The 13,128-nt window shown below is 57.4% G+C and carries 6 protein-coding genes and 1 pseudogene; 6 read left to right on the plus strand and 1 reads right to left on the minus strand.

All coding sequences use genetic code 11. From position 1 onward, the window contains the following. Positions 1-282 precede the first annotated feature (282 nt). A pseudogene (locus JT51_RS10275) lies at positions 283-1,188 on the plus strand (IS630 family transposase); the annotation flags it as partial. A 10-nt stretch (positions 1,189-1,198) separates the two neighbouring features. Here the strand turns inward: JT51_RS10275 and JT51_RS10280 are convergent. Further along, on the minus strand, positions 1,199-2,101 hold the full coding sequence (locus JT51_RS10280) for a LysR family transcriptional regulator (RefSeq protein ID WP_037311477.1): 903 nt from the start codon (positions 2,099-2,101) through the stop codon (positions 1,199-1,201). Positions 2,102-2,270: 169 nt separating this feature from the next. Between JT51_RS10280 and JT51_RS10285 the strand changes: the two genes are divergently transcribed. From JT51_RS10285 to JT51_RS10305, 5 genes are all read left to right on the plus strand, one after another. Then, positions 2,271-3,500, plus strand: coding sequence for a M24 family metallopeptidase (locus tag JT51_RS10285; protein WP_051927480.1), 1,230 nt, complete (start codon positions 2,271-2,273; stop codon positions 3,498-3,500). 177 nt (positions 3,501-3,677) lie between these two features. Then, positions 3,678-4,733: an AraC family transcriptional regulator gene (locus JT51_RS10290; protein ID WP_037311479.1), complete on the plus strand. Its 1,056-nt coding sequence runs from the start codon at positions 3,678-3,680 to the stop codon at positions 4,731-4,733. Between the two features lie 602 nt (positions 4,734-5,335). Beyond that, positions 5,336-6,448, plus strand: coding sequence for a TIGR03032 family protein (locus tag JT51_RS10295; RefSeq protein ID WP_037311482.1), 1,113 nt, complete (start codon positions 5,336-5,338; stop codon positions 6,446-6,448). A gap of 108 nt (positions 6,449-6,556) precedes the next feature. Next, positions 6,557-12,286 carry an autotransporter outer membrane beta-barrel domain-containing protein gene (locus JT51_RS10300; RefSeq protein WP_160175175.1) on the plus strand — a complete coding sequence of 1,910 codons (5,730 nt, stop codon included), beginning with the start codon at positions 6,557-6,559 and terminating at the stop codon, positions 12,284-12,286. 132 nt (positions 12,287-12,418) lie between these two features. Then, positions 12,419-12,745 carry a hypothetical protein gene (locus JT51_RS10305; protein ID WP_037311488.1) on the plus strand — a complete coding sequence of 109 codons (327 nt, stop codon included), beginning with the start codon at positions 12,419-12,421 and terminating at the stop codon, positions 12,743-12,745. The last annotated feature ends 383 nt before the right edge of the window (positions 12,746-13,128 follow it).

The raw sequence follows: 13,128 nt of genomic DNA on the forward strand, positions 1-13,128 counted from the left end.
ATTCGAATCCCTATTGGCGTTTCGTACCATCGGATCAGAATCCTCATTAGAAAATGCCAGATCGCTACAATCTTTTGCTACTGTATCTGCTCCTTATTCGTGTAGATTGCTGATCTAATGTTGTTAATTTTCGGTCGGTTAACCTCAATCGCCCTCGCAGAAACCGTCATTTACTGGTTATGAATCCTGACCCTAATCACCCGGAACTGTAATTCGTATCATTGTCTGAACTGAGCTTCAGGAGGTGATGCGATGGTAGGACGGGTGGCGGATGCGGTGGTGCTGAGCGATGAAGAGCGCCCCGGTCGCCCGCGCACGGTGTCGGATGAACAGGTGGCCGAGGTGATCGAGCGCACGCTGAACACCACGCCAAAGGACGCGACCCACTGGTCGATCCGCTCGATGGCTGCCGCGACGGGGCTGTCTCACACAACAATTCGGCGGATTTGGAACGCATTCGGGCTACAGCCACACCGCAGCGAGACCTTCAAACTCTCAACCGATCCGCTGTTCGTGGACAAGGTGCAGCATATTGTCGGGCTGCACCTGTCGCCGCCGAACCGGGCTATCGTGTTGCGCGTAGACGAGAAATCCCAGATTAAAGCGCTGGATCGCGAACAGCCGGCCCTGCCCCTCTCGGCAGATTGCTTTGCAATCGCCTGCCGGCAATGCATCGCGCCCGGCGTGGCTGAGCGGCGAACTCACACGTACATCCGTCACGGCATCACATCGCTTTTCGCCGCGCTGGATATCGCCACCGGTGCCGTCACCGGCAAGTGTTACAAACGCCATCGCGCGACCGAGTTTCTGGACGTTCTCAAAAAGATCGACCGGCACGTGCCCGCAGGCCCCGACGTGCATATCGTCATGGACAATTATGCCACCCACAAGACGTCGAGGGTCAAGGCTTGGCTGGCGCGCCGCCCGCATTGGCATGTCCACTTCACGCCTACGTCAGCGTCACGGATCAACCAAGTGGAACGCTGGTTCACCGAATTGACCCGCAAGCAGCTACAGCGTGGCCTGCACCGATCAACCGTAGAGTTGGAGGCCGACATTGTGGCATTCATCGAGGTCCACAACGAGAACCCAACGCCGTACAAGTGGGTCAAATCCGCAGACAAAACCCTCGCATCCGTCAAACGGTTCTGCCAGCGAACTCAGCAAACCTTATGCGGCAAACTTTAGATTCAGGTGACTAGGTTGTGAGGAACGTGTAAAGGCGCATTGCGTTTTTAGGCAGGCTGACATTCTGCTTCCGGCACAGGTGATAGGAATTCTTGGGCCTCAAGCTCAGATCGCCAATTCTGACCAACGCGCCGCTGTTAAGCTCTTCTTCCATCAATGAGGTGTTCACCAGTGCGACACCGTCGCCTGCCAGCGCTTTGCCAACCGATTGGACGTAGCTGTTGCAGTGCGCCATCGGCCAATTGCTGGTGTCCGGCAGGTCAAGCCGCCTGAGCCAGGTTTGCCAGTTGATCCAGTCCGGGGCCAGATTTGCAAACTCAAGCAGGGGGAGTGCCCGGCCGAATTGCTGTTGCCGGGTAAACATTCCTGATTGTTCTGCCTGCCTGGCAATCTCGGGTGAGGCGGCAGGAACCATTTCGACATTCAGCAGGCTGACGCAATCCCATCCGGGGATGTCCCCGTTGCAATAGACGATCGCCAGGTCTTGCGAGTCCGCCAGCAACTCGGATGTTGATTCTGTCGTCAGGATGTTGACGTCGCAGGCTGCGTCGCTGAACGAGAATGTCCTCAGTCGTTTTTGAAGCCAGAACATCGACAAAGCGGTATTGGCCGCGATCCGAATGGCGGGCTGTTCCGGCACTTTGACCTTGTGAATCGCGCGATCAAGAAACTCCAGCGCAATCTCTACGTCGGATGCCAGATCACGACCCGCTTCGGTAAGCTCAAGCTTGCGTCCCTCGCGCGAAAAAAGCGGGGCGCCAAGCCAGTCTTCCAGCCTGTGGATCCGCTTGCTGACCGCTGCCTGAGTCACAAAAAGCTCTTCGGCAGCAAGCGTCAGGCTTTCGTTGCCTGCCGCTGCGTGAAAGAACAACAGGCTGTCCAGCGGAGGAAGATTCTTGCGATAGCTTTTCATTACTTGTGGTTATGGATTACTCGGACATTTTTCAACGTTTTTTGCGGCGGCACTGTCTAATAAATCTGTGGCTCTCGGAAGCGTCACAGCGACCTGATGTCGAAATTCAAGGCAATCGGGATACGCCGATCCGCTGCCAGTGCGATGATGATCAACCAGGAATGCTTGTATGGATCTGACCAGTTACATCAACGACGCACGGCTGGGTCTGAATCAGTTGCCGCAAGTCGACGAGGCCAAGATGCGAATGGAACGGCTGGACCGGCTTCAGCAGCAGCTGGCCGCGAATGATCTGGGCGGTATCCTGCTGTATGATCCCATAAACATTCGTTATGCGACCGACTGCCGAAACATGCAGATCTGGACGATGCATAATGCGGCCAGATATTGCCTTGTGCCCACCCAGGGCAAGGCCATCATGTTTGATTTTGTAAACTGCGGCCACCTGTCAAAAGGGTTGGATACGATTGCCGAGTCGCGCCCAGGAACCCTGTGGTACCACCACACGGCTGGCGACAAACGACCCGATCTGATCGAGGCATGGGCGGACGAACTGGCCGATGTCATCGCCGAACACTGTGGCAATTCCCGCATCGCCATCGACAAGCTTGAGCCCGGCGGGCGGACCGCGCTGACCGAACGGCAGATCACAACCGTCTTTGGTCAGGACATCATCGAACGGGCGCGCAGTGTCAAAACCTCTGAGGAACTCAAGGCACAGAAACACTCGGCGCTGGTGTGCATGACGGCGCTGCGGGCCATGCGCGACATGACCGTGCCCGGCGCGACCGAGAATGACCTTTGGGCGGTTCTGGCGTCGATGAATTCGAACCTTGGCGGCGATTACATCGAAACCAAACTGGTCGTGGCGGGCAGCAACACCAACCCGTGGTATACCGAGGCGAGCAACAAGGCGCTGCAACCCGGTGAGTTTCTGGCGATTGACACCGATATGATCGGGCCGTTCGGTTACAACACCGACATCTCGCGCACCTGGCTGTGTCAGCCTGCCAAACCAACGCCCGAGCAAAAGACGCTGTATCAGACATCTTATGATCAGGTGCATACAAACATGTCGTTGATCAAGGCGGGTGTCTCTCTGCGCGAGTTTGCCGAGAAGGCGTGGAAAATGCCCGATAAATATCAGGATCTTGATTGCCGCGTATTGGTTCACGGAACCGGCATGTGCAACGAGTACCCACAAGTACCACCACTCGCGTTCTGGGAGCGCACCGGCTATGACGGCGTGTTTGAGGAGAACATGACCCTGTCCATCGAAAGTTACATCGGTGAAGTCGGGCGCTCCCATGGTGTGAAGCTGGAGCAAATGGTGCGGGTCACCGAGACGGGATGCGAAATCATCGCTGATTTTCCGTTTGAAAAAGAGCTTCTGAACTGACGCGGCACGCCATCGAAATTCATCGGATTGCACTGCATCCGGGGATGACTGCTGGCCTGTCGGTTGTGTTTTGCCGGTTCAAAGTATCGCGTCAGGCAAGGGGATCTGACGGGCCGGCCTGAGAAAGCAAAATTGTGATTGGGCATTCCATCCAAATGCCATCACGCGGGACGTATCATGGTTGAACAAAGCACGCTGACATCTCTGAAGATTGACACCAACATGCTGCCCGAAAAGCAGCAATATGCGTTCTTTCGCGAACAGCTGTTTGAATCCGCAGGTATCGAGGTCGAACGCAAAGGCCCTTCTGACAAGCCGTTCAGGTTCATCGCCGAATACAACAGGACCGCGGCCCTGACGCTGTATCGGTATCAAAGCATAACGCCCTGTTTTCTGAAACGTTCCGAGCGGGGCATGGTACGCGCCGAGATGAATGCCTTTGGCGTTCATTACCGGTTCAAGGGCAATGATCTGGCGACGCATTTGACCGATGGAAAAACGCTGACCAAATCAGGTGATTTACGGTCATTGGATACCGAGCGCCCGTTTTTCTATCAGCACGAAGGCGTCGTTGTTTATACGCTTAATCTGCACCGTCCCAAGCTGGTGAACGAAATTCCCGGTCTCTCGCAACTGCACAACATGGTCCTGAGCGACAGCCCGGTTACCAGAATTCTGAAGACCGCAATCAGAGACGTGTTTTCCGAGCTGCAAAACGCAGATGATGGTGAGGTCGGAACGCTATCGGACATGCTGCACAAACTTGCCGTGGATGCTATCAGGCACCAATGGATACAGGAACTGGAAAGCCGCGAAATCCGCAGCGAAACAGTTCTGTGCACTATCGTTGACTACATTCACCGGAACTTTCATTTTCGCGATTTGTCGCCAGAGATGATCGCGAAGGAACTTGGGATTTCCCGATCCAAACTTTTCCAGGTTTGCCAGCAGGTTGACACACCACAAAGACTTATCCGTTTGATAAGGCTTGAAAAAGCCGCCGGTTTTTTCCGGTCCGAGGCTGAATGCAACGTGGGCGATGTCGCCTATCGAACCGGGTTTTCCAGCCGACCGGCCCTGTCGCGGGCCTTTGCCGAACACTATGGCGTGTCTCCCAGCGAATATCGTGAGGGGTTGCGTGTCAAAGCATCCAGCCCCCGTGCCGCGCAGGGGTCGATGGAAACGGTCTGGGAAACGCTGCGGGCCTCGGTCAAGGCTGCCGCATTGGGGTGACCCCCCTGTGAAGCCTTCTGTTCTGGTGGAAATGTTAAGCGTTTCAACCTGCGGTACAAACGTTCACCAATCCGTGTCGATAACGATCTGAGTGACGGTAGGAATTGCGGAAATCCGCGCTGCCGACTGGCGCGTTTCCACCGTTTCTCTCGGGTCTGTTGGTGCCGGTTTTCACGCTTCGACCCTGGTTGCGGTGGCCGTGAAAACTATCAGAAAACCCCCAACCACGCGCCGATTTCTGCGCGGGAAATCTCAGGCTGAAACCAACGCGTATTTCATAGCGAGCCGAGACTGATTCCTTTGGCCGCAACCCTTGTGCAATGGGTGATTTCAAAGACCTCAGCGACCAGCGCACTCAGTCCAAAAGGGGTATCACAGCGTCCAATTGCGGGTGTTTCGTGGGCCGATCTGTTGCAATGATTCCTGCGTTCGTCGAACTGAAATCAAAAGAGTATGAGGTTTCAGATGGTGCGCGGCAGTTCATTAAAATGGCTCGGCGAAAATACGCTCTGCGATCCGAAAGACACGCGCGTGTCTGGATGGTTGCGACAAGGTCAATTCAAGCGTGTCACCGGGTCTGACCTCTTTTTGCGGGGGGCGAAATGAGTGATGCGACCACGGTAGATGAACCGCTGGATAAGGCGGTTGAAACAGGCGGGTCTGACGGCGCGAACAAGACCGATTATTCGGTTTCCGCCGGATTTGCAGCGCGCCTGTCCGGGCTTGGACTGTCCATCGCGTTTTCGTCCTATCAGTCGGGCTTGCTGTACATGGTCGGCGTTAAGCCGGACGGCGGGGTCAATATCCACCAGATGGCCTTTCCGCGCCCCATGGGCCTGCATCGGCATGGGGCACATGGGCTGTCGCTGGCGGCAGATGATCAAATCCTGCACATGCAGAACGTGCTGGACCCGCAGGAACGTGTGAACACTCTGTTCGATGCCGCCTTTATGCCCCGGCAAAGCGATTTTACCGGCCAGTTGGATCTGCACGATCTGGGCATTGATCAAAGTGGCAGCGCGGTTTTTGTCAACACGCGCTACAACTGCCTGGCCACGCCCGACCCGCGCCACAGCTTTGCCGAGGTCTGGCGGCCACCGTTTATCTCGGCCTTGGTGGACGAGGACCGCTGCCATCTGAACGGCTTGGCTATGCAGGATGGGCAGCCACGCTATGTCACCGCTGTCAGCCGGTCGGACACGATCGACGGCTGGCGCGACCGACGCGCCGATGGTGGGATCGTTATCGACGTCAGAACGAATGACATCGTGTGCGACGGGTTGTCGATGCCGCATTCACCGCGTCTGCATGATGGCAAGCTCTGGCTGCTGAATTCTGGCCGCGGAGAATTGGGCACAGTCGTGTTCGACGGCGACGGCAAAGGACATTTTGAGCCGCAGGTCTTTTGCCCTGGGTTTGCGCGGGGTCTGTCCCTGCACGGGCGCTATGCCTTCGTTGGTCTGTCAAAGCCGCGCTACAAACGGTTCGAGGGCCTGGCGCTGGATGCGCGGCTGGCTGAGGCCGACAGCGCGCCCTGGTGCGGCGTTCAGATCATCGACCTTGAAACCAGGACCTGTGTCGACTGGTTCAGGATCGATGGGGCCATTTCAGAACTTTACGATCTTGAGCTTTTGCACGGCCATCTTTGCCCGATGGCGGCAGCGCCGGGCACGCCCGAGGCGGCAACCCTGATCACCATGCCGAAACCGGCGTGACGTCAGCACAAAAATAAAAACAACACATTTGGGACGGATATCATGATTCCATCAGAGCATAGCGCGGTCCAACCGCACCATCAGGCCATCCTGCTTCGCGGCGGACGGATGACGAAATTCAAAGGTCAGGTCGCCAGCTTTGCCCCGTCGCTTGGCCGGGTGCTCTCGGGGGCCTCTGCGGCCGCTCTTGGCACGGCAATCACGTTGGGCGGCGGCACTGCGACCGCAGGCAGCTGTGCTGGTCCAAACTTTAGCACCATCGTGTGCTCTGGCCCCGCTGATCCGACGACGGATATCAGTGTGGGAATCATCAGTGGCGGGCCTGTCAATGTAGTTACAGAGCCCGGCTTTGGAATCGAACCATTCAACGCTGCTAACGCAATCGATATCTTCAGCAACACCGAACTAACCTTCACCGACACAAACCAATCTTCAATCACTGGCATTTCCGACGGGCTTCGTGCCGTGGTTTACTATGGTGGCGATCTGTCCGTGACCACAACCGGGGCCGTCAGCGGCGGCAATTTTGGCATCTACGCGCGCAACTACGGCGCTTTGTCGACCAGCGGTGACATGACCATTTCGGCAGCAGATGTCACCTCGGGTCGCTCTGATGGAATCTTTGCCCGCAACAACGGAGCCGATCTGACAATCACCACATCCGGAGTGATCTCTGGTGCCAGACGCGGCATTGAAGCGCAAAATTCCGGCACGGGTGCGCTCTCCATTTCGACGGCGAATGTCAACGGAGCCGGAGGAGTGGGCATCGCGGCCACCAACAGCGGCACGGATCTGTCGATCAACACACTTGGCGGAACGGTGACCGCAGCGAGCGATGCGATCACTGCGCTCAACGATGGCACAGGTACCCTTACGGTTTCGACGGCAAACGTAACCTCGACCGGACCCAATGGAATATTCGCCGACAACCGGACCGGCACCAACCTTTCGGTTACATCCACCGGATTGGTCAGCGGCAGCACAAACGGAATTTACACGCTCAATCGCGGCAGTGGCGCGCTTACGATTTCTGCTGAAAACACCTCTGCCGGCGTTGGATCGGGGATTTATGCCCGCAATGAGGGTACGGACCTGTCGATCACCTCATCCGGTGTGGCCAATGGCGGGTCTCGTGGCATCTATGCGCGCAACTATGGTTCTGGAGAGCTGGCAATCTCGGCGGCGAATGTCGCGGCAAGCACTGGAACAGGGATACTTGCCAACAACGCCGCCAGTGGTACGGATCTGTCGATTACCTCGACAGGTCAGATCACCGGAGCCACCAATGGTATTCGCGCAGACAACAACGGTAGCGGCGCGCTGAGCCTGTCGGTGGCTGGCGTTACCGGCACAACCAGCGCGGCAATTGATGCCCGAAACCGTGGCACCGACCTGTCGATCACCGCCACAGGGATTGTCAGCGGCACGGCGGGTATCAGCGCCCGCCATTATGGCAGCGGGGCGTTGACGATCTCAACGTCCGAGATGATGGGAACATCCGCCAACGGGATTAACGCGCTGAACGATGCCGGAACCACCCTGTCCATCACCTCCACGGGCGCGGTCACCGGCACACGGGGCATCAATGCTCTGAACCGAGGCACCGGCGCGTTGACGATTTCGACCGCTGAAGTGGCCGGAACAACTTACGAAGGTATCTTTGCGCGAAACACCCAATCAGAGTTGTCGATAACAGCCACCGGCGCGGTTCGCGGCGGAACCCGTGGGATCGACGCCCGCAACTACGGCACCGGCGCATTGTCCGTCACTGCCACCGATGTCGATGGCGGCACGAGCCATGGTGTCTTTGCACGCCATACCGTTGGCACAGACGTTACAATCATGACGACCGGGACCGTTTCGGGGGGCGACTCGGGTATCCTTGCCCAAAGCACCGGCAGCGGTGCGCTAACGATCTCGGCGGCAGATGTTCGGGGCGGAGGCAGATCAGATGGTATTTCCGCACTCAGCACAGGTACGGATCTGTCCATTACTGCGGCGGGGTCAGTCATCAGCGGCGCGCGCGGGATCGCCGCGCTGAGCAATGGCAGCGGCGCGCTGATGATTTCTGCGGCGGATGTCACCGGCCTTACCTCTGAGGGGATATTGGCCAGCAACAGCAGCAGCGGCACGAATTTGTCTGTCACCGCCACTGGCCCGGTATCGGGGGGCACCAGAGGTATAGATGCCAACAACGCCGGGACTGGTGCGCTGACAATTTCAGCGGCAGCCGTCACAGGAAACGATGGTCACGGGATTTCCGCCGTCAATCAGAGCACCGGTACTGATCTGTCGATCACGACGACCAGTGCCGTCGCGGGGGGGGACACGGGGAATGCTTCGGGTATTTATGCGAGGAACTATGGCAGCGGGTCCTTGGATGTATCGGTCACAGACGTCACCGGCACCAACAGCCGAGGGATCAATGTGTTCAACGAGGGAACAGGTCTTTCGGTAACGGCATCTGGCACCGTGAGAGGTGTCGATCATGCGATCTATGCCGGCAATCGCGGAACCGGGGGGTTGATCATTGATGTGCAGGATGCAATCAGCACAGGTGATGGATACGGTATCAGTGCCCGTAACCAAGGTGCGGGCGCGCTGGTGATTTCAGCGGCCAACGTCACGGGCAGCGGCAATGATTCCGGTCTTACTGCAACCAACGACGGCACCGATCTGTCAATCACGACGACCGGAACGGTAACCGGCAATTGGCGCGGGATTTCCGCAACCAATAATGGCTCAGGTGACCTGGCCCTTTCTGTCGTTGATGTGACCGCAACCCGCCTTAACGGGCTTAACCTGACCAACCGTGGGGCAAACCTTTCGATTACCTCTACCGGCACGATCAGCGCGATTACCAAAGGTATCGAAGCCCGGAACGAGGGATCTGGCGCGCTGACGGTTAATGCCGTCAACGTCACCGGGACGAATGAAGAGGGGATTTATCTGCGCAATAACGCCACCGGCACGGACTTGTCGGTCACAACCACCGGACCGGTCAGCGGGGCAACGCGCGGGATCGATGTGCGCAATGCAGGAACCGGTGCTTTGACGATTGCGGCGGCGGATGTGACCGGAACCACCGGATTTGGCATCGACGCCCGCAACAGCGCCAATGGCACCGATCTGGCGATCACGACCACGGGTACAGCCAGTGGCGTCAGTGGGATCTTCGCAGACAACGATGGCAGCGGTGACATGACGATCACAGCGGCGGATGTCACCGGAACCGTCGGCACCGGGTTCGTGGCCTTCAACGCAGGCACCAACCAATCCATCACAAGCACCGGTCTGATCAGTGGCGTCACGGATGGTCTGCGTGCCGACAATACCGGCGCCGGATCGCAGACGATTTCGGTCACGAATGTAACCGGAACCAATACGAATGGCATCAGGGCCGAGAGCTTCGGAACGGACCAGACGATCACCACCACCGGTACTGTTGTAGGTGCCACAGGTATTCTTGCCCGTAACAGGGGCAGCGGTGCGCTGACGCTTACGACCGCAAATGTCACCGGGACCGGTGACACAGGAATCGTGGCGCGCAATGCTGGGACTGACCTTTCGATAAACACGGTCGGTGGGCATATCACGGGGGCGAGCAGCGGGATTAACGCAAGAAACTCCGGCACAGGTGCACTGATGATTGACGCACGAAATGTCACCGGCAACGGAGGCAACGGCATAAGCGCAAGAAATGACTACAGTGGAACGTATCTGTCAGTTACAACCACCGGGATGATTCATGGTGACACCAGCGGAATTCTTGCGGTACAGCGAGGCACCGGTTCCCTCACGATTTCTGCGGCGGACGCCATCGGTGCTGACGGTGCGGGGATCGCTGCAAGAAACGAAACCGGCACTGATGTATCCATCACAGCCACCGGGACCGTCAGTGGGACGTACGACGGTATCCATGCTGAATCCTATGGTAGCGACACAATATCGGTCTCTGTGTCGGGCGCGGTAACAGGCGATTACGGATCTGGCATCTTAACGCAAACCGATGCGGGCGGGCTGAGTGTGATCAACCTCAACAACGGCGCGTCGGTTTCATCGGTATCCGGTGAGGCCATCACCAACAACGAAGGCAACAGTCAGGTCAATCTGGCGGCGGGGTCCACGGTTGCTGGCGCGGTTCGGCTGAATGACGGTGACGATGCCCTGACCGTGAACGGCGGCGCAGATATCAGCGGTGCAACTCTGCTTGACGGTGGCGCAGGTGCGCAGGATGCGCTGACCTTCTCAGCCTTCAGCGGTGCCGTGGATGGAACACGTTTTACCAATTGGGAGAGAACTGTCGCCGACAATGGCAGCGCGCTGACCATCACCGACACCGCGGCAGGTTTTGGTTCGCTGACGGCACTGAACGGTTCCACCGTTGCTGCCGAGGATGCAAACCTGGCTTTGGGTGGTGCGTTGCAGATTGACGCGACCAGCAGCTTTAGGGCCGGATTTGGTGGCGCGGGCGCGGTCAGCATTGCTGGCGATACGCTTAGTAATGGCCGCATCAACCTAGCTGATGGTCAGAGCGGTGACCGCTTGACCCTTGGTGGCAATCTCGCGGGGGCAGGCACTGTTGCGCTTGATGTGAACTTTGCAACCGGCACCAATGACCAGATCGTGGTGACCGGTGACAGCGCGGGCGCACAACAAGGCTTGCAGGTCGAAAAGGCTGGAAACGGCAGCGGCAATCTGCAGACCTTTGCCCTGGCCACTGTCTCAGGTGCCAGCACAGCCAGTGATTTTCGGCTGGTGAATGGTGATTTTGTCACGAAGAACGGTCAGGACGCCATCAATGACGGCTCTGTCGCTTTTGTTCTGAACTACGATGCTGCGACCGGAGGTTTCAATCTGTCCCCGTTCAACGCATCGGGTGAGGTGAACACCAACCCCAACAGGGCTTTCCTTGCTGCAACCGTTCAACAGTTCAGCGACCATATCGCATTGGGCGGGGCGCTGCGCCGGTTGTCGGGTCGTACAGCTTCGTCTGATGCCAACACTGTCAGCCGATCCCTGATCGACCTGAGCGCAACCAATCAGCCCCTGTTCTGGTTTGAGGCCGAGGGTGGCCGTGATCAATACACCAACGGCGACCGCACGAACAAGACAACAACCGGTGGCCTGCGCGTAGGGGCCAGCCTGCCGATTACCGAGATCGGGAATGGGTCTTTGATTGGCGGCCTTGAATTCGGGGCGGCCACGATTTCCACGGACAGCGACACGTCGCTGGCCAGTGGTCGGGTCGACACCGATGCCTATGATCTGACGGCCAGCGCACTTTGGCTGGCAGACAGCCAGCTCTATCTCGACAGTCAGCTGCGTTACGCATTCTTTGACAGCACAACCCGACTGGCTGGCGGGCAGGAGGTGGATACCGATGGCAACGGCTATGCGGCTTCTATCGAGGTTGGCAAGTTCTTTCGCCTGAGGAACGGCCTGAACATCGTGCCACAAGCGCAACTGATCTACAGCCGCGTTGATGCCGATGACCTTGAAGACGTGACAACCGGCACGACAGGAACCGTTTCTGACGGCAACACGCTGCGGGCCCGCCTTGGTGTGCGCGTCGAACATGATCTCGGCGGTGCCGGGGCCTTGTTTGGCCAGTTTGATTACTATCGCGCTTTTGACAACGAAACCGGGGTATCGTTCGGCAATGACACCGTCCTGACAGAACGCGGCCAGAACAATCTTGAACTGACACTTGGGGGCCAAATGAAAATCGCAACGCAAACCACGTTGTTCGGCGAGGTATCAGCCCAAAGAGGTTTTGACGGCAGTTCCGATGACTATGGATTTGCAGGCCAGATAGGGTTTGAAATCCGGTTCTAAGTCACCAGCAACAACAAAACAGAGACAGCACCTGGGAAAAGGGCTGTCTCCTGTGGGTCACCGCACTGCTCACTCGCAAACCCCCTCAAGTCGGTGGCCCACGCTTTTTTCTTAAACAGAAGGATCTATCCAATGACCAAAACCGTACTTGCCGCGATAGCGGTTGCCGCCCTGACACCCCTGTCAGCGGCGTACGCAGAAGATCTGAACTTCCGGCTTGTAAATGACAGCAGCTCGGCACTGGTGGGATTCAATGTCTCTCCCACATCTGCCCAATTCTGGGAGGAAAACCTGCTGGCAGGAGACCGCATCGCGCCGGGATACGAAGCAGACATAACCATTGCGGACGGGTTGACCACTTGTACCTACGACATCCGTGGAACCTTTGCCGATGAGGCCGAGGCCGAGGACTTTGGTTTGAACCTATGTGAGCTGGGCGAATACGTGTTTACCGACTAGGTGATTAATCCCGGGGTTTGATCGCATCAGCGATGAACCTGAAAAATAGACTTGCGCCTTGTTTTGCCCGAGTCAGGAAAAGGCCGCCGTTACATCATATCGACGGCCTTCCTTTGGCCAGTCTGAGTAGCCCGTAAGCGCTGCATCAAACCTCCAATTGGCCCACTTATCGTTCGTCCGATCAAGCCTTAGGTTCGCGTCATGTTTAGCTTGAATCTTTCATGCCTGCATAGCATGGCGTAGTCTTCGACTGACAGATTGTTCCCCGCAGCATCAGAGAGAAGCGTCCCCATGACGGTTTCAGGAATGTTGGTGATGACTAGATCATACAAGACTAACCCTTTCGTTGATATCAATCGTCATACCGCGACCGGATGCCGGGT

Origin of the sequence: Ruegeria halocynthiae (assembly GCF_000743705.1) — a bacterium.
Classification (GTDB): Bacteria; Pseudomonadota; Alphaproteobacteria; order Rhodobacterales; family Rhodobacteraceae; genus Ruegeria; species Ruegeria halocynthiae_B.